Origin of the sequence: Prosthecobacter debontii, assembly GCF_900167535.1 — a bacterium.
In the GTDB taxonomy this organism is placed as follows: domain Bacteria; phylum Verrucomicrobiota; class Verrucomicrobiia; order Verrucomicrobiales; family Verrucomicrobiaceae; genus Prosthecobacter; species Prosthecobacter debontii.
The window spans coordinates 139,683-164,654 of sequence record NZ_FUYE01000005.1; the positions used below are offsets into that span (position 1 = coordinate 139,683).

The 24,972-nt window shown below is 58.2% G+C and carries 15 protein-coding genes; 12 read left to right on the forward strand and 3 right to left on the reverse strand.

Annotated features, from left to right (window positions below):
* Window positions 1-178 precede the first annotated feature (178 nt).
* From B5D61_RS09270 to B5D61_RS09280, 3 genes are all read left to right on the forward strand, one after another.
* Window positions 179-5,200: a beta strand repeat-containing protein gene (locus B5D61_RS09270; RefSeq protein WP_245846515.1), complete on the forward strand. Its 5,022-nt coding sequence runs from the start codon at window positions 179-181 to the stop codon at window positions 5,198-5,200.
* A gap of 176 nt (window positions 5,201-5,376) precedes the next feature.
* Entirely contained in the window at window positions 5,377-6,387 is a 1,011-nt protein-coding gene (locus tag B5D61_RS09275) for a polyprenyl synthetase family protein (RefSeq protein WP_078813062.1), read from the forward strand.
* 55 nt (window positions 6,388-6,442) lie between these two features.
* A complete protein-coding gene (locus B5D61_RS09280) occupies window positions 6,443-7,768 on the forward strand; it encodes a carbon-nitrogen hydrolase family protein (RefSeq protein WP_078813063.1) in 1,326 nt (441 codons plus the stop codon).
* Between the two features lie 31 nt (window positions 7,769-7,799).
* Here B5D61_RS09280 and B5D61_RS09285 read toward each other — a convergent pair whose 3' ends face one another.
* Window positions 7,800-8,633 (reverse strand): LOG family protein, encoded by an 834-nt coding sequence (locus tag B5D61_RS09285; protein ID WP_217698952.1) that lies wholly within the window; start codon window positions 8,631-8,633, stop codon window positions 7,800-7,802.
* A gap of 107 nt (window positions 8,634-8,740) precedes the next feature.
* A complete protein-coding gene (locus B5D61_RS09290) occupies window positions 8,741-10,495 on the reverse strand; it encodes an SUMF1/EgtB/PvdO family nonheme iron enzyme (protein ID WP_078813065.1) in 1,755 nt (584 codons plus the stop codon).
* A gap of 163 nt (window positions 10,496-10,658) precedes the next feature.
* Here B5D61_RS09290 and B5D61_RS09295 point away from each other — a divergent pair, with 163 nt between their 5' ends.
* Complete coding sequence (locus B5D61_RS09295; RefSeq protein WP_176159324.1) at window positions 10,659-12,134, forward strand: right-handed parallel beta-helix repeat-containing protein; 1,476 nt, start codon at window positions 10,659-10,661, stop codon at window positions 12,132-12,134.
* A 20-nt stretch (window positions 12,135-12,154) separates the two neighbouring features.
* Here the strand turns inward: B5D61_RS09295 and B5D61_RS09300 are convergent, their stop codons facing one another.
* Window positions 12,155-14,626, reverse strand: coding sequence for a U32 family peptidase (locus tag B5D61_RS09300; protein ID WP_078813067.1), 2,472 nt, complete (start codon window positions 14,624-14,626; stop codon window positions 12,155-12,157).
* Window positions 14,627-14,858: 232 nt separating this feature from the next.
* Here B5D61_RS09300 and rsmH point away from each other — a divergent pair, with 232 nt between their 5' ends.
* From rsmH to B5D61_RS09340, 8 genes are all read left to right on the forward strand, one after another.
* The gene (rsmH, locus tag B5D61_RS09305; RefSeq protein ID WP_245846516.1) at window positions 14,859-16,049 is read left to right on the forward strand and encodes a 16S rRNA (cytosine(1402)-N(4))-methyltransferase RsmH; all 1,191 of its coding nucleotides are present in this window, start codon (window positions 14,859-14,861) and stop codon (window positions 16,047-16,049) included.
* Complete coding sequence (locus tag B5D61_RS09310) at window positions 16,046-16,402, forward strand: hypothetical protein (RefSeq protein WP_078813068.1); 357 nt, start codon at window positions 16,046-16,048, stop codon at window positions 16,400-16,402. Before rsmH ends, B5D61_RS09310 begins: the two co-directional genes overlap by 4 nt.
* Window positions 16,399-18,294, forward strand: a complete 1,896-nt coding sequence (locus B5D61_RS09315) for a peptidoglycan D,D-transpeptidase FtsI family protein (protein ID WP_078813069.1) — start codon at window positions 16,399-16,401, stop codon at window positions 18,292-18,294. The genes B5D61_RS09310 and B5D61_RS09315 overlap by 4 nt, the downstream gene beginning before the upstream one ends.
* Window positions 18,294-19,871, forward strand: a complete 1,578-nt coding sequence (locus B5D61_RS09320; RefSeq protein WP_078813070.1) for a UDP-N-acetylmuramoyl-L-alanyl-D-glutamate--2,6-diaminopimelate ligase — start codon at window positions 18,294-18,296, stop codon at window positions 19,869-19,871. Before B5D61_RS09315 ends, B5D61_RS09320 begins: the two co-directional genes overlap by 1 nt.
* A 3-nt stretch (window positions 19,872-19,874) precedes the next feature.
* The gene (locus B5D61_RS09325) at window positions 19,875-21,251 is read left to right on the forward strand and encodes a UDP-N-acetylmuramoyl-tripeptide--D-alanyl-D-alanine ligase (RefSeq protein WP_078813071.1); all 1,377 of its coding nucleotides are present in this window, start codon (window positions 19,875-19,877) and stop codon (window positions 21,249-21,251) included.
* Between the two features lie 11 nt (window positions 21,252-21,262).
* Window positions 21,263-22,408, forward strand: a complete 1,146-nt coding sequence (mraY, locus tag B5D61_RS09330; protein WP_078813072.1) for a phospho-N-acetylmuramoyl-pentapeptide-transferase — start codon at window positions 21,263-21,265, stop codon at window positions 22,406-22,408.
* 81 nt (window positions 22,409-22,489) lie between these two features.
* Window positions 22,490-23,821, forward strand: a complete 1,332-nt coding sequence (gene murD / locus B5D61_RS09335) for a UDP-N-acetylmuramoyl-L-alanine--D-glutamate ligase (RefSeq protein WP_078813073.1) — start codon at window positions 22,490-22,492, stop codon at window positions 23,819-23,821.
* 30 nt (window positions 23,822-23,851) lie between these two features.
* On the forward strand, window positions 23,852-24,952 hold the full coding sequence (locus tag B5D61_RS09340) for a LysM peptidoglycan-binding domain-containing protein (RefSeq protein ID WP_078813074.1): 1,101 nt from the start codon (window positions 23,852-23,854) through the stop codon (window positions 24,950-24,952).
* The last annotated feature ends 20 nt before the right edge of the window (window positions 24,953-24,972 follow it).

The following is a 24,972-nucleotide window of genomic DNA, read 5'->3' on the forward strand; positions in this document are numbered from 1 at the left end:
AACCCCCCGGACGCTTGTTTTGGAAACCGGCTTCACTGCCGGAGGATGTCCACAGCCTGGCTTCAGGGAGGCATCGTGCCCCATGAAACATCCTCCACTCGCTTCCTGTCTCAGAACTCCCACGAAGCAATCTTCATCCAGATTCAGTCTTTGGATGGCCCTTCAGGCCTTTTTGTTTTTGCCTTCCGTTCTTCACGCCCAGGTGCTGACTTGGGATAAAACGCCGGGCACCGGTGCTGCCAGCGGCATTCAGAATGGCTCTGGAACCTGGAATACAGGCGTCGGGGCGACGTCGAACTGGATTGATGCTTTGGGGGCCAATACGACCTGGGCCAACACGGGTTTGGAGACGGCTCAATTCGGCAGCACTTCTCCGGTCAACCCGAGCGTCATTACGATTGCCTCATCCATGAATCTGAAAGGGCTCACCTTTCTGCCTCTGGGGACAACGACCCCCGTCTCTGGGACTCAATATAGCCTGAATGGCGCGGCGGCGGGCACGGTGCTGAATTTTGGCGATGGTGGTCTGATCCAACTCGCCGACTTTTCCTCGGGGGGATCGCAGTTTGTCGCTTTGGGGAGTAACTTGGTTTTGCAGGGCAGTAACCTGACGCTGCAGAAGACGGCGGGTAGCGGGGCGGTCACGCAGTTCATCAACCTGAATATGGCCTCCAATCCCAACCTTACGGGGACATTGACGATTGGAAGCTATGTTTATGCGGGCATCACAGCCCTGGGCACTGTTTCCAATGTCAGTTCGATCACTGTGCAGACGAATGGCACCCTGACGCTTGGGCCGAGCAATGTGGATTTCGCCATGCCGATCAGCGCTTCAGGTTATGCCAACACCTATGGGGCGATCCGCGTCACGGGTAGCAATGTGACTCTCTCGGGAGGCATCACCATGACGGGGGATATGGGGGTCTTCATGCACTCGACAAACACGGGTCTGCTGATCAATGCACCCATCACGGACAATGGCGCAGGGTATAACTTCCACCGATTTTCGCTGACCAAGTCCAATGGAACGCTGACGCTGACGGCGGCCAATACCTATAGCGGTAAGACGGTGTTAGGGCGGGCGACTTCAGGCAATACCGGCGGCATCACGATCTTGGACTTTGCCGGCACGGGTGCCCCGCAGGAGAACATTCTCTACCATGGTGTGGCCACTCCTGGGGGGCTGGATTTGCTCGGCAGCACGTTGGGAAGCTCAGTTTTGATCGTGAATGGCAAGGCAGGGGAGATCAACTCTCAAAGCTTTGGTAACGTGAGTGTTCAAGGGACACGCTCGGCCATTGACGTGGTGTCCGGTGCTGGAGGCACGATGAATCTGACCCTCGGTAGCATCAGTCGAACCACGACGGGCATGCTAGCTCTGAGTGCTCCTCAGCAAGGCAGCATCACGACGACGACTGCTGATGGATTTCTGGGAGCCTGGGCCACCTTTAAAGCGGCCGATGGACGCATGACTTGGGCTCAGGTGCAGAGCGGGACGTTGACCCACTTTACTGGGACAACAGCATTTCAGACAGGGCTAGCTCCCAGCAGTGATGCCAGCAACCATCTCACGGTGGGTTCTGACTCGGTAGGGGATGTGGCCCCCTCCGGCACGCTGTCCTATCTGGGCACTCTGACAATGGCAGATCCACTGATCAGCAGGCGGGTGACTTTAGCCAGTGGCAGCACCTTACGTCTAGGAGCCAATGGGGGTGTCCAGATGACCTCGGACGCTCAGAGTTTGACCATTGGGGAATCTGGGGTGTCCAGTTTTCTCTCTTCCGGAGGGGCTGCCACCGGAGCCACGCAATTGATCCTAACCAACAATTCAGCGACGTCGGTTCTGACGATTCATTCAGGCATCACAAACAATGCCGGGAATGGTGCCGTGACTGTCTTGGTCAATGGAGCCCCGAATTCGACGACCGTCTTAACGGCGGCTGGCACCCAAACCGGTGGGGCTACCCTCGCTTCAGGAGCTTTGGAAATCCGTAATGGCAATGCTCTCGGCACATCGGGAACCGTTACGGTCATGGATTCGGCATCCCTGCGTCTATCCGGCGGGATCACCTTTGCGCGAGCGATGAATCTCTCCAGCCTTGGGCTTCCGACGGTTTTAGATGGAGGTATCCGTAGCTTGTCGGGGAACAACACGCTGACGGGGCTGACCACGTTGTTAGCTCCTTCTAGCATCATCGTGGATGCAGATACGCTGACGATTCAAGCGGCTGCCGCGACGAATGCGATCACCGGTAGCTTTAACCTGACGGTCGGTGGTGCGGGAAATACGACGATCAGCGGTCGGCTTGGCATCGGTTCGGGTATCTTGACCAAGACGGGTAATGGCATGCTGCTCCTGACCGGTGACAATAACTACACTGGGGCGACGACCATTAGCGCCGGCGTATTGCGGGTCGGTCATGCCAATGCGCTCGGGACCACGGCTGGAGCCACGACGATCTCCATCGGCGCAGCTTTGGAATTGGTGGGCGGCATTACCGTGGCGGAAGCCATCACGAATACGAGCACCGGTATCAACAACGCCGGTGGCATCCGCAACATCAGCGGAGACAATAAGATAAGCGGCCTCATGTCCCTGGGCAGTGCGACGACGATTCGAGTTCATTCCGACAGTGGCAAGCTCACCTTTGACACGGCCAGTGGAGCTTCTATCCAGCACGCTGCCACCAGCACCCGTATTCTGGTCTTCGGCGGGGCGGGTAATATCGACGTGCTAGATCCCGTCACGCGCACCAGCACAGGCGTTTTTACGTTCCAGAAAGAGGGGAACGGAACGTTGGCCCTGGCCACCTCGGTGAGCAATACCACGACGACTCTTTATGCAGGGACGCTGCATTTGGACTTCAGTCAAAGCTCCAGCCCAAGCAATGCGACGAACATCCTCTACAATGGCATCACGGATGCAGGTCCGCTGACGATTACGGGTGGCACGATTCTCATCACGGGCAAAAGCGGGGCCAATACAAGCCAGGCTTTTGGTGCTGTGACCTCATCTGGAACGACTGGGCTTTTGGGCGGCACCAGTTACCTCACGGTGGCCCAGAATGGTGCTAGCCGTGTGGATCTCAGCTTTGGCAGCTTCACCCGTAATACGGGCGGTATCATGGGGGTCACGATGCCTACCACGGGAAGTCTGAACACGACCGGTGGAGCGGATAACTCGATCCTGCTCTCCAGTGTGAATGCGCCTTTCATGTGGTCGATCAATCCGACGACCGGCGATGAATGGCTCGGCACGGATTCGGCCCTTGGTGGAGTGAGAAACATCGTGAAACTGTCCTCCCTGACAACAGGTGGATATACGGCCTCCGATGCGACGACGTTAGTCGGCAATGCCGATATCTCTGCCGGGGTTGGCACCACGACGCTTGGCGCGAATACGACGATTACCAGCCTCCGTTTCGCGCAAGCTCTGGATACGTTGATCACGCAAGATACGACGGGGCGGGTGTTGACTGTGGGCGGCATCCTCGTCTCCAGCACGGTGGGTAACTTCACTCAAACGATCTCCGTCAGCACTCTCAAAACCCCCGAGGTCGGGGTGAACAATGATTTACCCATCATTCAAAACAACACGGCGGCACCTCTGGTGATCACCTCCGCCATCCCGAGCATTTCGGGCTTTGCCACTTCACTGACCAAGAGCGGACCAGGCACCTTGATCTTGAGAGGGGTCAATACCTACAATGGCGGCACCCGTGTGCAGGAGGGCGTCTTGCATTTGCAATCCGGGGCCATCAGTGGCAGCACCGAGTTCTTGTTAGGCTCTGGCGAAAAGAGCGGCAAGATCATCCTGGGCACGGGCAGCACGGCTTACAATACTTCCGTCGATTGGCTCCAGGTCATGGGCAGTGGCACGGATAACCGGATCGTCGGTGGAGCCACCGTTATCTCCACCCTGACAGTCGATAATCCAACGGCCAACAATAACTTCCGAACGGGTTTCCTCGGTGGACCTGGAGAGAACGAAGACAATCTGTCTCTTTCCGTAAATGATGTGTCCACATCGACGAATGCGACCACGCTCACCGCAATGGTATTGCCTCTGGGCCCCGCGAATACCTATGCTGGGCAGACCCTGATCCGCAATGCCATGGCGGAAGTCTCGGTGCTGGCAGATCAAGGCGTGGCGAGTTCCTTCGGCACTGGAAGCAGCAATGGCACGATCGTGATGGGCAGCGCCGGAGGTTCTACCATTCCCTACATCTTGGCAGGCATCCGCTATGTGGGCACGACAGACTCGGTGACCAATCGCCCTCTCGACATCACGAATTCCGTCAGCAATGTGCAGAACATCGCCGTCGTCCTGGAAAACAACGGCACGGGCGCACTCCGATTCACCAGCCCGATCACCTCTTCAGGCACCAACCTCACTGCAGCCCGCACGTTGTATCTGCGGGGCACCCATACGGGTGATAACCAGATCGTGTCGGTGGGTAACAATGGCAGTGTTGGCACAGCTTTGGTCAAACAAGGCACCGGCACCTGGATCATTACGGGAGACAGTCCGCATAGCGGTGGGACGACTGTCGAAGCAGGCATGCTGCTGGTGTCCAACACAACCGGTTCTGGGCTTGGCATCGGTTCTGTCTCAGCCCAGGCGGGCACGACGATTGGGGGGAGTGGACGCATTGCACTCCAGAGTGGGCAGAGCATTAGCCTGACTGCCGCAACGTTGCAGATTGGGACAGAACTGCCGGGTCGTGTAGCCACCTCCGCCAGTGTGCTCACCCTTCAGACCACTGGGGCGGGCTTGCTGAGTCTCAGCACGGGCTCGGTGTTCAGCTTTGATTTGTTCTCCGGGGCCGGTTTAGGCGATAACTCGGGAAATGCGGCCGCTGCTGATCTGGCGATCATTCAGGGGGCCGTTTCTTTAGAGACAGGCATCACGTTAAGAGTGGCCAACCCCACCGGGATGACGTCTTGGGCCATCAATGACCAATGGCGCTTGTTCGATTGGTCCGGTTTGACCGGTTCGGTCTCGGCTGCCTCCGTTCAGTATGAACTGCCCACTCTGCCACAGGGTTTGTTGTGGAACACCGACTCGTTGTTTACCACCGGGATTCTGAGCATCTCCATTGTGCCCGAGCCGAGCCGCGGAATTTTCATGATTTTCGGCATGCTCGCCCTCGTCATAGGTCGTCGGCGAGGTGGACTCTGGGCTGTCAAAGTTCGCTGAATCGGCTTCACGTAAGGGATGTGGAGCTTTTCGCCAATTTTCAGCGCATTCACGAATGATAACTTGGGTGAAATATCTCCCGCAGATTCCATGCAGGACGTAATTGACTCAGGAGATGGGGTGCGCCACGTAGAGAGTGTGCATTTGGCACCGGCGTATCCCGCCACGCCCTGTTCATGAAAAAGATTCCTGTCAGCGTTTCCGCACCTGTTTTCCCGTTCGAACTTGTTCGTGCCGATCTCGAAATCGTCGAGAAGGCTATACGCGAGCAAGCCCGTGCTTTTGACCCTGCGGTGGAAGGATACGTCAGCTACGTCTGCCAGGCAGCCGGTAAGCGCATCCGTCCCGCCTTGGCCATTCTGGCGGGTGGGGCGACAGGTGGAAAGACCGAGGAGCACACGCGGCTCTCCGTGATCCTGGAGATGGTGCACATCGCCTCCCTCGTGCATGACGACATCATGGATGGCGCGGCGACCCGGCGCGGCCTGCCTACGGCAGCGGCCAAGTGGGGGAGCGCTCTGAGTGTGCTTTTGGGCGATGCCATTTTTGCGTATTCTCTGGAACTGGCCACGGAGTTTGAAGACACCCAGGTTTGCCGCACCATTGCCAAGGCCTCGCGCGACGTTTGCAGTGGAGAAATCCTTCAGACCCAGCGTCGCTTTGATCTGAATCTCTCCGTGCCAGATTACCTGCGCATGATCGAGATGAAGACGGCGGCCCTCTTTGCGGCGGCAGCCGGTCTCGGGGCTCGGCTCAATGGCGTCTCGGCAGAGGTCGAGCAGGCGCTGCACAGCTACGGCATGAAGCTGGGCACGGTCTATCAGATCTATGATGATTGCCTGGACCTCGTCGGTGACGAAGAGAAAGCGGGCAAGACCCTGCGCACCGATTTGGCCAAAGGCAAGCTGACTCTGCCAATCCTGTATCTGCTGATGGATGCCACCGATGCCCAGAAGCAGAAGCTGAACAAGATGTTGCTCAAAGGTGAGCCGATGGACACCTCCATCCTGGCTGGAATCGCCGACTATGAAGGCGCGATCGAGAAAGCGGTGAACTTCGCGCAAAACATGCTCCAAGAGGCGCGGGATGAGCTCGTTTGTCTGGCGGCTTCGGACTCCAAGACCGCCTTCGAACAGATTGCCGATTATCTGCACGCGCTTTTGGATAACTGCCGCGCGTCCGTTTAGTCGGATCTGACGCCTGGCTGAACGATGCCTGCTCGCCGCGACGTAGTAGTGCGGCATGATGAGATGCTTGGCTTTGTTGTTTTGGGCCGGGGCGCTGCCTTTGATGGCTGCGCCTGAGTGGACCTTCCAATCTCCACGTCCCGAAGTCACACCGGAGCATCGTGCGGAACCGCAAGGAGGCCATGAAAACGGGCCTAGCTGGCTCATCGAGACTCAAGCTGGCGAGCAGTGGATCGGCTGCTGGACCCAGACGTTGCCGGTGCAAGGCGGGCAGCACTACCGCTTCACCGCATGGCGTCACTATGACAACGTCGCAGAACCGCGCCGGAGCGTGGTGGCTCGTGTGATCTGGCAGAACGCGGAGGGGCATCCCGTGACCTGGGATAAACCGGCCCCGGCGGGGTATGCCAAGGGCACCGTCCCGCGTGCTGAGCCTGAATATCCACGTGATCTCGGCAGTGGTGAAGGCGAGTGGGGATGCTTTGATGAGATCCTGCACGCTCCGCAGGCCGCGCAGCAGGCGAAGATCGAACTCTATCTGCAATGGGCTCCGCAGGCGCGGGTCCGCTGGAGTGATGTCACCTTCCAAGCTGTGCCTGCACCGACTCCTCGCAAGGTTCGGCTAGCCTCGGTGCACCTTCAGCCCAAGGCAGGCAAGGAGCCCGCGGAAAAGCCGCCCCAGTTTGCAGACCTGATTGCCCGAGCCGCTTCACAGAAAGCTGACCTCGTGGTGTTACCGGAGACGCTGACGTTCTATGGCACGGGGAAAAAGATGCATGAGTGCGCCGAACCCATTCCTGGGCCGAGCACGGCCTACTTTGGTAAGCTGGCCCAAAAGCATGATCTCTACATCGTCGCCGGTCTGGTCGAGCGTGATGGAGCGGTCATCTACAACACAGCGGCTCTGATCGGACCGGAGGGACAGCTCGTGGGCAAGTATCGCAAGGTCAGTTTACCGCGCAGTGAGATCGAGGAAGGCATCACCCCGGGTCATGATTATCCCGTCTTCGAGACGCGGTTCGGCAAAGTGGGGCTGATGATCTGCTACGATGGGTTTTTCCCTGAGGTGGCCCGAGCTTTGACCCTGAAAGGCGCTGAGGTCATCGCCTGGCCTGTGTGGGGCTGCAATCCGAAGCTCGCGGCCGCCCGAGCCTGCGAGAATCATGTCTATCTGGTCAGCAGCACCTACACGGATGCACGCAAGAATGATTGGATGATCACCGGCATCTACGACCATTACGGCGAGGTCTTGGCCCAAGCCACCGAGTGGGGCACCTTGGCCATCGCTGAAGTGGATCTCGATGAACGTGCCCACTGGAATAGCCTGGGCGATTTCAAGGCGCAGATCCCACGACATCGCCCGGCCTTCACGAGCGATTGAAGCGCGTGAAGACGCGGATGGGGAAAGCGGCTCAGAGCCCCTTTTCCCACAGCCAAGAGCTGCTCTTTGGCGGGACTTCGCAGGTGAGGCCGAATTGCTTCACGGCGCGGTTTTCCAGGTGGCGGACGGCTTCATCCACATCATCCGTCCAGCAGATGAGGTCCAGGTCTTCAGGGCTGATGGTGCCTTTCTCGACCATGCTTTCGATCATGGTTTTGAGTTCCCCCCAGAACTCGCTGCCCATAATGACGACGGGGAAGTTCCGCACCTTTTTGGTCTGAATGAGGGTGAGAGCCTCGAAGGCTTCATCAAGGGTGCCGAAGCCGCCGGGCATGATGATGAAACCATAGCTGTATTTCATCAGCAGCACCTTGCGGACGAAGAAGTATTTCATCGTCACCCAGCGGTCGAGGTAGGGGTTGTGGCTCTGCTCGAAAGGCAGCTCAATGTTGCAGCCGACACTGCGGCCGTTCACATCTTTAGCACCGCGATTGGCCGCTTCCATGATGCCGGGGCCACCACCGGTCATGATGGTGAAACCGAGGCGTGAAACGGCGGCGCTCACCTTGCGGGCGAGCTGATAATAAGGATGCGTTTCCTCAAAGCGCGCAGAGCCGAAAACGGTGATGCAGGGGCCGACGAAATGAAGGCTGCGGAAGCCGCGCATGAAATCTCGCAGGACCTCGTAGAGCAGCTTCAGCTCGGTCAGACGATGGTTAGGGCCTTGCAGCAGCGTGCGATCTTCAAGACGGCCACAAAAGCTCTCTTGAATCTGCTTTTCGCTGGGCGGCTGAGGGGGAGGTTGGGGCAGGTTAGGGCCGCTGCCAAGACGACCCTCTTTATCCATTAAGGTTGGAGCAGGCATGGTTGATATTGCGTTAGACCCTTCCGGCGGCATTTCATTCATCGAAAAAGAAAATGCGCGGACCTTTTCAGATCCGCGCATGGCAAAGGAAAGCTCAAAGGAGAGGCTTACTCACGAGCGACGCCGTTGTTCCAAGCGGCGAACATTTCTTCCACGGTGGGGATCTCCAACGGACGCACAATGCGGAAGCCCAGCCAGGTAGCATCAGTCAGATACCAGATGCTCTTGGGGAGCTGAGGGTCCTGCTGCTTCCAAGCGGGCTCAGAGGCACGGCGGGAGGCGCTGCGCAGGAACTCGGCATCATCATCATAGGTGCCGCCACGGGCGACATGAGGATACGGTGTCTTCGAGGGCACCCACTGATTGCCCAGCACGCCTTTGGCGGCATTGGCGGCCCAGTTTTTGTAGGTGTCTTCGGAGTATTGATCCAGCGTCCATTCGCAGACGTTGCCGTAGATGTCATACAGGCCCCATGGGTTAGGCTTCTTCTTGCCCACTAAACTGTATTGAAAGTTAGGCGCATTCTCGAAATACCACGCATACTCACCGAGATCCTTGGCATCATCACCGAAGAAGTAAGCGGTCGTGGTGCCGGCACGTGCTGCGTATTCCCACTCAGCCTCGGTCGGCAGGCGGTAGAAGTGTCCGGTCTGGGCGCTCAGCCATTGGCAATACTTGTTAGCCGCATGTTGAGTCATGCAGATGGCAGGGAAGCCATTGCGCCCCATGCCGAAGTCCATCGGCTGATAAGGCGGAGTTGGCTGAGAGATGAGGTCTTCAGGCTTGTCGTCCGGGGACCACACCTTGCGGCTGCCGTCTTTGTTGCGGCCTTCGGCGGTCAATTGGAAGGGCTCATATTCATCCCAGGTCACTTCGTATTTGCCGATCCAGAAGGGTTTGATCTGCACCTTCACCTGAGGGCCTTCATCGTCGGCACGATTGGCTTCGGAGTCGGGGCTGCCGATCATGAACTCACCGCTCTTCAGCGCCACCATGGAGTAGGGGGCACCTGTCTTCGGCACCTTGGCGTCGTAAGACTTCATGTCCGCCTCCGCCTTTTCCTGGGAGGTGGCCACGATTTTGGCGTGGATCTTCTTCACCAGTTCCAGCGTGTCTGGATTGTTCGTCGGAGCTGCGCCTTTTTCTTTGGCTTTCAGGGTCACACCTTCGGGCCAGACGGCACCTTGTTCGACCCAGCCTTTCAGCATGGCGATCTCTTCCTTCTTCAGCGGGCCGCCGCTTTTGGCCGGAGGCATCAGGTCATCATCATCTTCAGGCAGGGTGGTGAGATGAACGATGGCGCTTTTCAGGTCGAAAGCGGTGATGTTCGGCGCGTTGTCACCGGTCTCGAAGGCTTCTTTCTTGCTGCTTAAAATCCAGCCGCCTTTGTCCTTCTCGGGGTTGTGGCAGCTCACGCAGTTTTGCTCCAGGATCGGCTGGATGTGCTTCACAAAGTCAATGCGAGGCTTCACCTCCAGCGTGACTCCGGCAGGCCACTCCGCGCCTTGTTCGATCCAGGCTTTGATCACTTCGATCTGGCTGGCGTCCAAGAGGCCTTCTTTGGCGGGCGGCATCACCAGATCATCGTCATGCGGCAGGATGAGGGTGGAGTAGATCGCGCTTTTTTTGAGGTCACCGGCCGTCAGCCCCGGGCCATTCTCATTGCCCTTGATCATGTCTTCCTTCGTATGCAGGCGGAAGTCTCCTTTGTCCTTCTCCGCGCCATGGCAGTGTGTGCAGGCTGCTTCGAGGATGGGTTTCACCTGAGTGTTGAAGTCCACTTTCGCGGGGGCTGCCAGGGACAAGCTGGGCAGGGCCGCAAGGGCAAATAGAGCGGTGGTTAGGGGGTGGTGATCGGGCATGAGAGAGGTGGTTTTAGCATGCCCCCGCGTTTTTGTCCACCCTACAAGGCAGGGGGGGACCGGAGGCTGGCCATTTGGAAAAAAAGCCCACGGGGAGGGATTCTTTCAGAGGAGAATCGATAGGCGCGGTGCAAATACGCGTTGGAGTCTCCCTCTGCTCCTCATGAAATCTCTCGTTAGCGCCCTGGGCGTCCTGTGTTTTTCGTTATCGGCCATGGCGACCCCGGCGACGCTTCGCTCCAAGGGAGCTGTCGGAGATGGAGTCACGGATGATCGGGCGGCGATTGAGAAAGCTTTGAAGGATGCTGCCGGGACTCCTCTGGATGGCGAGGGACTCACCTACGCGGTTCAAGGCACGGTTTCCGTGAGCGTGGATGTGGATCTGCGCAACGTCATCCTCAAGCAGACGCAGGGCTCCTGGGATGCCTCTCCCTACATCCGCTCCGCAGCGAGTCAGGAGACCCCTCAGGTGAAACCGGCGGAGGCGCTGACGAAAATGGTCAAGGGCTTGCCTTGGCTACGCTACGATGGTGTGGCCACTTACCCGGAAGATCCGGTGGTGACGGGTGATGATCTCAAAGCGTTGCGCGAAATGTTGAATCTCCGCACCCTCTTCATCCACGGACGTGAAAACCAGCCTGTTTCGATCCGTCTGGAAAAGGTGCAGGTGCTGCGTGGTCATCATGCCGATGCGGGCATGCATTCGAATTCGGCGGGGCTTTATCTGGTGGATGCCAGTCCGGTGACGTTGACCGACATTGAGATCACCGGTGATGGCAAGGGCGCGGGCCTGTTCGTTCATCGTTGCCGGAAGGTGCGTATGGACCGATTGAACATTCACGATATCCTTTGGGCCCCTTACCGAGGTGACATGGAGTTCACAGCTGCGGTGCTGGGCGGTGATTTCGGGTGGAATAACAGCCCCATCTATGACTTCGATGAACGAGCCGGCCGCTTTATGCGTGTGCGGGTGCAGGAGCAGCTCACGGGCATGACGATCGGCAGTTCAGACGATGTGGAGATCACGAACTCACGCATCGAACGCATCGGCACAAAGGTGGATGGCAAGTTCTTACCCTGGCAGGCGGATGGCGTGACCGTCAGTGGCGTGAAGAATCTGGTGATGCGCGATTGCGTGATCACCTCCACTTGGGAGGGCATTGATTTGACCGGCCAAGGTGTGGATGGTTTCGTTCAGGAAAACATCCGCATCAGCGACAGCTTTGCCTACGGCTTCAAATACGCTCACCCGCAAAAGAACGGCAAGGTGATCAACTGCGTCTCCGAGCACGCCGCTTACCGAAGCTTCACCATCGGGGCCGAATGTGAAAACATCGAGTTCATCCATTGTGTGGCCCGCGAAACGGGATCGAAAAACTACTGGCGTCGGGAGGGGCGGGAGAGAAATGGGATCTATGGTTTTGAACTGGGTTTTCAGGAGGACGCCTCGCCTCAAAACATCACGTTCAAAGATTGTCGGGCGGAGAATGTGGCGTTCCCGACGACGATGGAATGTGGGTTTGGCACCAGTGATCGTGCCGCCAAACCCGAGCTGAATATCCGGCTCATCCATCCGAAGGTGGTCGGGGCGACGCTGCGGGCGGTGGATGGGTTCCGGGTGGTGGAGGAAGCCCCCTAGGACCTATTCATTAAGGGGGCTCACACCAATTCCGCCATCGTGCCACGGGTGACGCCGAGCTGGGATTGAGCTTTGAGATCGCGCCAGATGTCTTCACCGCCACGCTGACCGGCGAGGAGGTTTTGATAGGTGCGGATGATGCGGGTGGACTCTTCGCGGCTTTGTTCCAGGAGCTCGATGCGGTAGTGTCGGAGCCCGGCTTGCATGAGGCCCGTGAAGAATTGGGCCCCCGTTTGAGGTACCGCATTGAACAGGGTATTGCGACAGCCCACATCGGCTTTCAACGGGTGCTCCATGCCCACGCGATCACGCAGGCGCACTTGATGCCGCTCACAAGGGCGGCCGCAGGTGGTGAAGTCGGTGCCCTTGGAAAGAAAGGCGGCAAAGGCGCAGTGCTCCATATGAAACATGGGCATGTGCTGGTGCAGGGTGATCTCGAACCACTCCGCAGGGGCTCCATGCAGCAGGTCGAGCACTTGCTCGATGTTGAGATCGTAGCTGATGGTGAGACGTTCCAGGCCCGTTTGTTTGAGGAAGTCGGCCGTCAACGGATTGGCCACATTCAGCGAGAAATCTCCCGTGACCGGGATGCCTGCGTCTTTGAAGAAGGCAATGGCTCCGAGGTTACGAATCAGCACGCCATGAGGCTCTGCGCGGCTGATGAGCTTGAAGAAGCCCGCTTCGCCGGACTTTTGAATGCGTGGTGTGGCGAGATAGATGTGGGCCTGACTGTTATCACGCACATGTTTGACGGCGTCGGCATAGAGACGCACGTCTTCAAAGTCCACATAGAGTTCCGAGACGCCTGCCTCCAGCGCGGCTTCGATTTGCGCTTGATTTCGACACAGCACATGGAGCGTCGCGGCATCTGGCGCCGGGGAGGTGTTCGCCTGCTTTGACCCCACCTCAGCCAGCATCGCCCGCACATGCTCCGTGGAGAAGGGACGCCGAGCCGGTTCGGTGGAGGGCGCTTCAGAGACGGCATGCACGAGGGCACGACGCATCTTGTTCAGCTCACTGACAGGGAGGATGACCTCGCCTTCGAGGTGCAGCTCCACATCGCCGAGTTCATAAGCGGTGCCGCCCAGTCGGCCTAACTGATTTTGCAAAACCTCAAGGTTGAGCGGTCTCTGGCGGGCCTGATCCAGCGGGAGGCTCGATTGCACTTGGATCGTCTGATCCTTGACCTGAATGACCAGAGGCACTCCAGGACGGCCCGAAATCACCAGATCCAGCTTTTGCTTCTTCCGCAGGGGGATGTCCCCTTGGAAGGTCTGGCGGAGCTGCTGTTCCAACACTTGATCGCCTGTCTTGAAAAGGCGTGTTCCTGGTTGGATCAAATCCGTGCGCAGGCGCCCCCGCTGAAACTCCAGCCAATTGCCATGCAGGCCATAGATGCGCCCGCCTTGCTCATCGTTGGTGTCCTGGAGGTTTTCAAAGACGACACCATCTCCGTTTTTCAGGTGGCTGGGCACTTCTTCCAGTTCGACCGCATCGCGCGCCACGGAGCGGACGACTCCGATGTAGTAACCCCGCTTTTTGCCATAGTAGGCACCCACGAGTTGTTGATGATTCACGCCGTGCATCCACCCTGAATAGAGCCCTCGTGAAAAGGTCATCTCCAGTTCGTATCGATCCTCATCGGTGATGACCTGCGTCACATCCTGATCGGCCAGAGCTGCATCCATCGCTTTGCGATACACTCGCGTCACGGCAGCCACGTATTCAGGCGTCTTGAGGCGACCTTCGATTTTAAAGCTGCGGATGCCTAACTCAATGAGACGCGGGATTTCTTGAACCGCCGCCAGGTCCTGAGGGCTTAACAAATAGCGCTTATCGCCGAGATCACGCAGCTCCCCGTCCACGATCATTTCATAGGGCATGCGGCAGGCTTGCGCGCACTCACCCCGGTTGGCACTGCGCCGCCCGAGCGATTCGCTCGTGAGGCATTGACCACTGTAGGCCACGCAGAGGGCTCCATGGACGAAGACCTCCAGCGGCACCTCAGGGCTCTCCGTCGCGCGGAATCGTTCCAGCTCGCGAAGGCTGAGCTCACGGGCCAGCACGGCTTGATCGATCCCCAAGGTATTGGCTAACTCCAAACCTTCCGGCGAGGTGATGGTCATCTGCGTGCTCGCATGGAGGCGGAGATTGGGCGTCAATCGTTTCACCATCCGGGCGAGGCCGAGGTCCTGGACGATGACAGCATCCACACCGGCGGCTTCGAGCTGGCGGAGTTGCTGTTCCGCATCGGCAAGCTCACCGGTGAAGATCAGGACATTGAAGGCGCAGTAACCTTTGACCCCGTGGCTATGGAGAAACTTCATGAGCTCCGGCAAGTCATCCGCCGTGAAGTTATCCGCCCTCATTCGCGCATTGAACTTGGGTAGGCCGAAGAAGATAGCATCGGCACCATTGGCCACCGCCGCACGGGCGCAGTCCCAATTACCAGCAGGGGAGAGAAGTTCAGGCAGATGGACAGGGCGAGGCATTGAGGATAGAGCGGGGGGGAACTAAGTAATCTGTTTTTACAGTGACGAAAGGAAAGTTCATCGAGCTATGTTCAAATGAACTAACTATTAAACTCAGGAGAAGATACTTTTCGACAATTCTGGGATTGCCTTTTGTAACCTTTCTCGTTACTAAGCTCATCTTAATTACTAGCAATTGTGGAATATCAATTGCTAGTGATCGAGGATGTCACTGCTCCCGTCATCAACGCGCATGTTTGCCTCAACTGCCAGCATTTTCTCCAATCCCTGGAATGCCAATGTCTCATTGGCAGGCGGAGTGGCGCATGGCGGGACGCAAAAGGGCTGGTTTTCTAGAGCGACTGAAATGTTTCAGGCGGGCATCTGGCCCTGGTTTGGCACGTCAGATGATGCCATGGAAGATCTAATGCCTCTCGGACGCACTTCATTAACCTCACGCCCTACCGATGCCGACAACGGTTCCGGTGCTCCTTCTCCAGAACCTGGAGGCGCGAGGGATATACCTTTTTATCACCTGCCCGTGCTTCTGAATGAAGTGTTGGACGTTCTCCAGCCGGAGCCGGGAAAATTGATCTTCGACGGCACCCTCGGCGGTGGCGGACATACGGAGGCCATCCTGCAAAAGGGCGCCCGTGTGGTGGCCATGGATCAGGATGATGAAGCACTGCGTCATGCCACGGAGCGTCTGAAAGGCTACGCCGATCGCTTCTGCGCATTGAAAGGGAACTTCCGTGACTTTCCCACCGTGCTCGGTGAGGCGGGGATCTCGGGGCTGGATGGCATGCTGATTGATATTGGCGTGAGCAGCCGCCACCTGGATGCGCCTGAGCGTGGATTTTCCTTCAATAAAGAGGGGCCTCTGGACATGCGCATGGATACCTCCGGCCCGATCACCGCGGCGGATATCGTCAATACCTATCCGCAGGAGGAATTGGAGCGCATTTTGAAAGTCTATGGGGAGGAACCTCAGGCTCGCAAGATTGCTCGTGCGATTGTGCAGGCCCGTGGTCGCGAGGCCTTCCGCACCACGCTGCAACTGGCGAATCTCATCTCCAGTGTCTGTCCTAAGTTCAGCAAGCGGCATCCTGCCACGCTGACCTTTCAAGCCTTGCGCATCGAGACCAATCAGGAGCTGGCTGTGCTGGAAGACTTTTTGAAAGCCGCACCGCGTTGGCTGAAACCCGGGGGGCGTCTGGCGGTCATCACCTTCCACTCGCTGGAGGACCGCATCGTCAAACACACCTTTCAGCAGCAGAGTCAGGTGTGGCTGGACCGCCCTGAATGGCCCGCTCCAAGGCCCAATCCCGACTGCGTGTATAAACTGCTTTTCCGCAAACCCTTAGAAGCCTCTGAAGGCGAACTGAGCCTCAACCCCCGAGCCCGCAGCGCACGTCTGCGCGGTGTCGAACGCCTCTCTTCATGAAGAAAAACCGTTATCGCAATAACATCGGACTGCCGGTGCTGACGGCGGTTTTGATCCTTTGCGGAGCCGTCTTGTTAGCGGCTCTCAGCATCGTGGTGAATAAAAACCGCATCAGTGCTCTGGCGGAGCAACAGCGCCAGGTGGAGCAGGAAATGAAGCTGCTGAACTTCGAGATCGTCAGCCTGGAGCGGAAGGTCGGCTTACTGCTGGATGGGGCCCGCGTGCAGCCCATTCTCCAGGCGAAAGGCACCTGGCTGCAAAAGCTCAACCCTGACGCGAAAGCGATCATTCATCTCAAACCCATTCCCGCGGCCAAGGTCGTGGTGCAGAGCACGGAGGCCGGCCTGCCATGATCTCCCCCACTCCCAATCAAAACCAGATTCGCCGAGATCGTCCGCTGTTTCATCGGATGATGCTCATCACCTGTTTGCTCACGCTTTGTTTTTCGGGCGTGGCTTGGCGTCTCTATGATCTGCATTTGAAGCGGGGCGTGGACTTGGCTGAAGAGGCGGCGAAGAAGTTCCGCGAAGACCGGGTGTTACCCGCGCAGCGGGGTTCCATCAAAGATCACTCGGACCGCTATCTCGCTTATGACGAGGAGGTCTATGAATTGCAGACGGACCGCGTGCATCTCCATGATGTGCGCTCCATCCTGCCCAATCTGGCGCGTATCCGCGGGGTGAAGCAGAAGGACCTGACTCGCACCTTGAGTAATGAGCAGATCCTAGACGCCTACCACCGCCATGTGGCTGAAGCGCTGTGTGCAAAGCTGGGCGGGCCCGTGGAGGCCATGCTGGAAAAAGTGACTTCACGCCGCCCGATCGAGGTGCTGACGCACAACATGAATGATGACGAGGCGAAGGACTGGCGCCGTCATCTGGAGTCGCTGTTGGTGAAGGGGGTGTATGTCAAACCGGCGGTGCGCCGACACTACCCCACCGATAACCGTCTGGCCCTGATCATCGGGGGAGTCGAGGATGGTAAAGGCGGGGTCCAGGGCATCGAGAAAACCTATGAGGATGTCCTGCGTGGCATCCCGGGATCTGTCTGTGTGGAGCACGACAAGTATGGCCGTGAACTGCTGCTCTATCGTGGCGAGATCAAAGAGCCCGTCCATGGCAAGGACGTGCATCTGACCATTGATCTCCAGATGCAGGACGCGGTAGATTCGATCGTGGCCCAGGCTCAGGCTCAATACCGGCCTAACAAGATGATGGCGATCGTGACCGAAGTCTCCACCGGCTCCATCCTCGCCATGAGCTTCTTGCCTGGCCATGACCGCACTGAGCCAGCGAGCACGAATTGGAAAAACCTGACCATTTATGAACCCTACGAGCCGGGTTCGACCTTCAAAGTCGTCGCCTTCACGGCGGCTCTGGATCAGCGAAAGATCACTTTGAATGAGCAAATCGATTGCCACTGGGGGCAATACACCGATCCGGTGCTCAAATCCCATCTCTCGGACGTCTCGAAGATGGGCACCGTCCTCATGCGCGAGGCTTTTGCCAAGTCCAGTAACATCGCCACCTACAAGGTCTTCAAGCGCCTGGGTCAGGATACCTTCCTGGATTATGTGAAACGTTTCGGATTCGGACGTAAGACCGGCATTGAGCTCTCAGGAGAAAGTCGCGGTTACATCAACGATACGAAGTGGTCGAACACGACCTCCTCGCGCTTCCCCATCGGCTATGAAGTCAATGTCACCCCCTTGCAGATGGCCATGGCGTATGGAGCGATCGCCAATGGCGGCATCTTGATGAAACCTCGTCTGGTGGAGCAGATCGTCGAGGACGGCGGACGTAAAGTCACTCGCATGCAGCCTGAGGCCGTCGGCCAGGTCTGCACCGGCAAGGCGGCGGAACTGATGCGGGAACTGCTTTCCGGCGTGGTGGAGCACGGCACGGGCACCCGCGCCCAGGTGGAGGGCATCGAGGTCGCCGGGAAGACCGGCACCAGCCTGCGCTACGATCCCGAATTGATTGTTGGCAAGAATAAAGATGGAACTCCGAAAAAGGGCGGCTATCGGGATGATCAGTGGATCACTTCCTTTGCCGGTTTCGCCCCAGCGAAAGACCCCAAGGTCGTTTGTGTCGTTGTGCTGGACAATCCCCATGCACCGAACCCTCACGACATCGGCGGCGGGAAGGTGGCCGCACCCATCTTTGCTGAAATCGTGTCCGAAGTCTTGAAACAACTCTCCATCCGTCCTCAACGTCCCCTCGCTCTCGAAGGAGGTGCCGAATAATGATCCTGCGCGATCTCATCCCTCATCTGGATAACCCGGTCGTCTCCGGCAGTCTGGATACCCCCATCACCGGCTTGACCTATGATTCACGGAAAGCCGGACCTGGCATCGCCTTCGTGGCTCTGCGGGGTCGCACGGCGGACGGTCACGAATACATTCCCACCGCGATCCAGGCAGGTGCTGCGGCGATTATTTCCGAGCAGGCTCCCCCGGATGATGCGAAGGTGCCTTGGGTGCATGTCAAGTTCACCCGCATCGCCCTGGCTCAGGCCGCCGCCGCGCTGTATGGCTTTCCTGCGGAGAAGCTTTCGATCGGTGCCGTGACAGGCACGAATGGCAAGACGACCTCGGCTTTCCTGCTCCATCACCTGCTCAATCAGGGGCAGAAGCGCTGCGGTTTGCTCAGCACCGTGGTCTATGACCTGGGCGGCCAGCAGGTGCCTTCCACCCATACCACTCCCGAGTCTCTGGAGATCCAGCATCTGCTCTCTCAGATGGTGGATAATGGCTGTCGTGCCGTGTCCATGGAGGCCAGCTCTCACGCTCTGGATCAGGAGCGCATGCATGGCTTGCCCATTGCTGCCGGCATCTTCACCAATCTCACCCAGGATCACCTGGACTACCATGGCACCATGGAGGCCTACTACGCGGCCAAGGTTCGCCTGTTTGAAACCATCGCGCATCAGTCTAAAGGCTCGATGATCATCAATGCCGATGATGCCTGGGGGCGTAAACTGATCACTCGCTATGAAAGCACGGGGCGCGTGGTCCGCTACGGTTACGGGGTCGGCTATGACTTCCGCGCGGTGAACGTGCGGTTTGATCTCACGGGCACGACCTTTGAGCTGGAGGCCATCGGCCGCACCTTCTTGGTGCGCACGCCTTTGATCGGTGACTTCAATGTTTACAACTCCCTCGGCGCACTCGCTGCGGCGCATGCCATGGGGCTGAATCTGCGTGAAACGGTGTCTCACCTGAAGAATGCACCGCAGGTGCCTGGACGCCTGGAGCGCGTGACGGAAGCGACGTCGAAATTCCAGGTCTTTGTGGATTACGCCCACACGCCGGACGCCATTGAGAATGCGCTCAAAACGGTGCGCGCCCTCCGCCCACGCCGCATCATCATCGTCTTTGGTTGCGGCGGTGGGCGGGACCGGACCAAGCGCCCCCTCATGGCTGCGGCGGCGGAAGCGGGGAGCGACATCTGCGTGCTGACCAGTGATAACCCGCGCCAGGATGATCCGCAGGTGATCATCGCTGATGCGGTGAAGGGCTTTGCCCGACCCAAGAATCATGTGACCATCGTGGATCGCCGCGAGGCCATCAAGATCGCGCTCGAAAACGCTCGTGCGGGAGACATCATCCTCGTCGCCGGTAAAGGCCACGAGGACTATCAGGAGATCCAAGGCAAGAAATACCCGTTCGACGATCGCCGTGTGGTGCGTCAGCTCATGACCCAGATCCATGGCGCTCGTGACGCTGAGCGGGCTGAACGTGAGCGTGAACGCGAGGCTGAGCGTGATCAAGATCCGCGCAATCGTGATGCCGGGCGGGGGCGGCCACCCTTCTATCGTTAGGCCATGAAGCCGATTGCCCTCCAGACGCTGGCAGACTTCGCCGAAGGGCGATACGCTGCGGAAAGTCTTGTTTTACCTCAAAGCGTCACGCGAGTCACCACAGACTCGCGCAATGTGGGTTCTGGTGATGTCTTCGTGGCACTGGCAGGGGATCGCTTTGATGCCCATGACTTCATCCCCCAGGTCGTGGCTGCAGGGGCGGCGGCTGTGGTGGTGAGCCGGGTGGACCCCGCCTGGGATTTGGGGGCCTGTTTGGTGATCGAGGTGCCGGATACGCTGCTGGCTTTGCAAAACATGGCGCGTGGCTACCGCGCCTGGCATCAGCCGCTCATCGTCGGTCTCACCGGCAGTAATGGCAAGACATCCACCAAAGACCTGACAGCTCTGGTGATGGGGCTGAAAATGCAGACCCGCGCGACGCTGGGAAATCTGAACAATCACATCGGCCTGCCGCTGACCCTGCTCAGTCTCGCTGAAGGCGATGAGTGCGGGGTGGTGGAGATGGGCATGAATCACCCCGGTGAGATCAAGACGCTGGTGGACATCGCACTGCCGGATGCGGCGATCGTGACCAACGTTGGCATGGCGCACATCGAATACATGGGCAGTCAAGACGCCATCGGTTGGGAAAAAGGCACGCTGCCCGCCAACGTGCATGCGGAGGGCGTGGTGGTGCTGAATGCGAATGACAAATACACGCCGCTCATCTCTCGGCATTGCCAAGCGACCGTCTTCACAGCCGGCACCGGTGCTGGAGATGTGCGCGCCTTTGATCTGCAACCCGGTCCTGACGGCACCCGCTTCAAGCTCGATTTCTCCGGTGAGGTTGTCGAAACCTTCCTTCCGGTCATGGGGGACCACATGGTCGGTAATGCCGCGCTCGCGGCCTGCATGGGCTGGGCACATGGCATCTCTCCCGCCGACATTGCGCAGGGGCTGAGCCAAGCCCGACTCACAGGCGGACGCATGGAGACGAAGACCGTCCAGGGCATCCTCTTCATCGACGACTCTTACAACGCCAATCCTGACTCCATGAAAGCAGGCTTGGTCACCCTGGCCTCCTTGTCCATCCCCGGCCAAAAGATCGCTGTCCTCGGTCGCATGGGGGAACTCGGTGCTCATGCTCAGTCGGGGCATGAAGACGTGGGGCGTTTTGCCGCTGAGCTTGGGCTCACGGCTCTTTACACGGTGGGGGATGAAGCGGCCCTCATTTCTCAGGCCGCCCAGGCAGCGGGGCAGGCTGAGACGCTCAATTTCCCTTCTCACGAAGCCTGTGCTGCCCATCTGAAGAAAATGTTGCAGCCCGGAGACGCGGTCCTGTTGAAGGGCAGCCGCTCCGCAGGCATGGAAAAAGTCCTCCTCCACTTTCAGTCCGCCTAGCTCTCTCCCGCATGTTTTATTGGCTCTACGAACTCCGCAACTGGCTCGAAGCCGCTGACTGGATCAGCGACGACGCATTCCTTTACAAGCTGCTGAACATTTTCCGCTATCACACCTTTCGGGCAGGCGGGGCCTTTCTCACCGCATTCGTGCTATCGCTGCTGTTTGGGGAGCGTTTGATCCGCAAGCTCATCTCGATGAAGATCGGCCAGCCCATCCGCACCGCGGAGGAGGTTCATAAGCTCTATGAACTGCACGGGAAAAAAGCCGGCACCCCCACGATGGGCGGCATTCTCATTCTCGGCAGCATCGTCCTCTCCACGCTTCTGTGGGCCAAGTGGGACAATGTGATGGTCTGGACGATTCTCTTCACCACCATCGGTCTAGGGGCTCTCGGTTTTCGCGATGACTATCTGAAGATCAGCAAAAAGAACGCCAAGGGAGTCAGTGCCCGCACCAAGCTGGTCTGGCAGACGGGGGTGGCGGTCATTGCCGCGTTTCTCATGGCTTATGCCGTGCCGCCTGATGAGGGCATCACCTTGCGCGCCCTGTATGTGCCCTTTGTAAAGGACGCGGTGATCTCTGACATGAACATCTTTGCCGTCGGCCTGTTCGCTTTGATCATTGTGGGAGCTTCCAATGCGGTGAATCTCACCGATGGGCTGGATGGGCTCGCCACGGGCTGCTCACTGACCACCGCCTTAGCCTACACGGGTTTTGGTTACATCTGCGGCAACGCCAAATACTCGGACTATCTGGGGGTGGCTCATCACACGTTGGCCAATGAGATCCCCATTGTGGCGATGGCTCTCGCTGGGGCCTGTGTCGGCTTTCTTTGGTTCAATGCCCACCCTGCGCGCATGTTCATGGGGGATACGGGCTCGCTCGCACTCGGCGGCTGCATCGCCACCATTGCCATCGGCTGTAAACAGGAGATCATTTTGGCTCTCGTCGGCGGTGTCTTTGTCATGGAGGCCCTGAGTGTGATGATTCAGGTCTTCAGTTTTAAGACTAGAGGCAAACGAGTATTTCGTATGGCCCCCATTCATCATCATTTTGAGTTAGGGGGCTGGCATGAGAACCAAGTCATTGTGAGATTTTGGGCGATGTCCCTATTTTTCGCTCTTCTTGGATTAGCGACCTTGAAACTTCGGTAAATCCAAAATATTAATGAATCCGAATGTTTCCGGCAGAAACACTGCCCGTCAGTTAGAGATTCAAGAATCGTCACCTTTTCCATGTCAAAATTCGCAGGCCAACACTTTGCTATCTTGGGCGCTGGACGCAGCGGCCTGGGAGCTGCGCGTTTGGCGCGGCTGCATGGAGCCTCGGTCACGGTGATGGATGAGGGCGAGCCTGATAAGATCAAGGCTGCCCTGGATAAACAACACGCGGAAGGTTTCGCGACTCTGAGTGGCCAAGCTGCCCGCGAGCTGGTGGTGAAACCGGGGGATTATGATCTCGTGATCCTGAGTCCCGGTTTGGATGCCAACTGGCCACTGCCCAAGAAATTTACAGACGCAGGCGTGCCGCTGACCGGTGAGATGGAGTTTGCCTTCAATCTCACCAACCTGCCCTTGGTGGGCATCACCGGAACCAATGGCAAAAGCACCTGCACGGAGCTGATCGCGCATCTTTTCAACGCTTGTGGTAAGCGCTCCATCCCCTGCGGAAACCATGGCATGTCCTTGAGTGAAGTGGTGGCCGGTGGGGAGAATTACGATGTGCTCTCTCTGGAGATCAGCAGCTTCCAGTTGGAGACCATTCAGAACTACCGGGCGAAAGCCAGCCTATGGTTAAACTTTGCCCCCGATCACCTGGATCGTTATCCTGGGATGGCTGAGTATTTTGCGGCCAAGGCACGCATCTTTGAAAACGTCACCGCAGACGATGTGGCCATCGTGCGGGCGGGTGAAAGCGTGGATTCGGGCAAAGCCAAACGCCTCACGTTTTCAGCTTATGGCGCGGAGGCTGACTGGACCTACGCCGCAGGAAAGATCCATGCCAAACCGGAGGGCGTGACCTTTGAGGTCAACTCCACCCTGCGCGGACGGCATAACATGGAAAACGTCATGGCCGCCATGATGGCCTGCCAAGTCCATGGCCTCAGCTTGGAAGCCATGCAGACGGCTCTGGCGGGGTATGAAGCACCGGCGCATCGCTGTGAACTGGTGCGTGTGCTGAAGGACCGGGAATATATCAATGACTCCAAAGCCACGAACCTGCACGCTCTGGAAGCCTGCATCGGCTCCATGGAGCGGCCCATCGTCTTGATCGCTGGAGGCAAAGACAAGCAGTTGGACTACAGTCCCCTGCGTGCCTCGTTGAATGGACAGGTGCGCGCCATCGTCTGTATCGGTGAAATCGCCGCCTCCCTGAAAAACACTTTTGAAGATCTGCTGCCCTGCTGCCTCGCCACGGATATGGCGGACGCCGTGCAGCAGGCCACCGCCCTCTCCGAGGCTGGGGACAGCATCATCCTCAGTCCAGGCACCTCCTCCTTTGACATGTATTCCGGCTATGGCCAGCGCGGGGAGGCTTTCCGCAGCGCTGTCCGAGCCTTGGTTTAAATCCGCATCAACCCCGAACTCCCGAACATCATGAGCAAAAAGAAGAAAGACAAACTCCTGCTCAATCTCCTGGAGAGTGAGCGTCATCGCCACCGCGTCGCCATGGTTACGGAAGAAGACACTTTCAATCAGCATGAACCGAACTCCAACATGGCCCGCATGTTCGTGGTCATGTTGCTCATCCACGTCGTCGTCATTGGCGGCATCATCATCTATGACTTCGTTAATGGTGAGAAAGCACCTGAAACGCGGTTGAACCACGACTACACGGAAGCCGCCGCCAGCGGTCTGCCCGCCTCCATGGTGGACCTGGATGTCATGAAAGGGCATTCCCCCGATGACTTTTCCACCTATGAATGGAAGTCGGGAGACTCCATCCGCTCCGTGGCCGCTAAGCTCGAAGTCCCTGAGGACCTCTTGATCAAGCTCAACAAGGTGGATCAGGGCCGTCAGATCAAAACCAACGATGTGATCATCTTCCCGAAACGCCCGGTGGTGAAAGCCCAAGGCGTGGGGGTGGCTGGGGCCAATGGCGAACTGCCAAAACCCGTGGACACGAACGCCTCGATTGCCGCCGCTGAGGTGCCGATCAATCTCGCGCTCCCTGGGGAGAAGGGCTTCACCTTTGCCGCCACCATCGAAAACGAATTGATGGCGGAACCCAATGTCGCCCCGGCTCCAGCCGTTCAGGATAGCCCACCGCCTGCGGTGACCAAGGAAGCCTCCGCCATGCCGGTGCGGGTGGAATTGCCCGCCACAAAGTCGGAAGCGCCGAAGATCGTGGAGCATCCACCCGAGCCGGTGGTCACCCCCGCTCCCAAGCCTGTGGCGAAGGTGGAGGTGGAAAAACCTGTGCCGAAAGCCATCCCGGTGCCTCGCCCCGAGCCTGAGGCTGCACCCGTCTTGGTAAAAGCACCGGTGAAAAAGCTGGAGCAATCCCCGCCTCCTGCGAAGAAAGAGACGCCGAAGCCTGCCTCCGCCTCCAGCGTCCATGTGGTGCAGTCCGGTGAGACGCTCTACCGCATCGCCAGCATGCACAAGATTTCCGTCAAAGCGCTCCAGGATGCCAATAAAAATGTGCGTCCTGAGGCGATGAAGATCGGCACCAAATTGGTCATTCCTCGCAAGTAGGGATACCCCTTCGGATTGCT

Bases quoted from the DNA above. Each gene is read 5' to 3' on its own strand.
- B5D61_RS09275 (WP_078813062.1), top strand. From the start codon at position 5,377: ATGAAAAAGATTCCTGTCAGCGTTTCCGCACCTGTTTTCCCGTTCGAA.
- B5D61_RS09280 (WP_078813063.1), top strand. From the start codon at position 6,443: ATGATGAGATGCTTGGCTTTGTTGTTTTGGGCCGGGGCGCTGCCTTTG.
- B5D61_RS09285 (WP_217698952.1), bottom strand. From the start codon at position 8,633: ATGCCTGCTCCAACCTTAATGGATAAAGAGGGTCGTCTTGGCAGCGGC.
- B5D61_RS09290 (WP_078813065.1), bottom strand. From the start codon at position 10,495: ATGCCCGATCACCACCCCCTAACCACCGCTCTATTTGCCCTTGCGGCC.
- B5D61_RS09295 (WP_176159324.1), top strand. From the start codon at position 10,659: ATGAAATCTCTCGTTAGCGCCCTGGGCGTCCTGTGTTTTTCGTTATCG.
- B5D61_RS09300 (WP_078813067.1), bottom strand. From the start codon at position 14,626: ATGCCTCGCCCTGTCCATCTGCCTGAACTTCTCTCCCCTGCTGGTAAT.
- rsmH (WP_245846516.1), top strand. From the start codon at position 14,859: ATGTTTGCCTCAACTGCCAGCATTTTCTCCAATCCCTGGAATGCCAAT.
- B5D61_RS09310 (WP_078813068.1), top strand. From the start codon at position 16,046: ATGAAGAAAAACCGTTATCGCAATAACATCGGACTGCCGGTGCTGACG.
- B5D61_RS09315 (WP_078813069.1), top strand. From the start codon at position 16,399: ATGATCTCCCCCACTCCCAATCAAAACCAGATTCGCCGAGATCGTCCG.
- B5D61_RS09320 (WP_078813070.1), top strand. From the start codon at position 18,294: ATGATCCTGCGCGATCTCATCCCTCATCTGGATAACCCGGTCGTCTCC.
- B5D61_RS09325 (WP_078813071.1), top strand. From the start codon at position 19,875: ATGAAGCCGATTGCCCTCCAGACGCTGGCAGACTTCGCCGAAGGGCGA.
- mraY (WP_078813072.1), top strand. From the start codon at position 21,263: ATGTTTTATTGGCTCTACGAACTCCGCAACTGGCTCGAAGCCGCTGAC.
- murD (WP_078813073.1), top strand. From the start codon at position 22,490: ATGTCAAAATTCGCAGGCCAACACTTTGCTATCTTGGGCGCTGGACGC.
- B5D61_RS09340 (WP_078813074.1), top strand. From the start codon at position 23,852: ATGAGCAAAAAGAAGAAAGACAAACTCCTGCTCAATCTCCTGGAGAGT.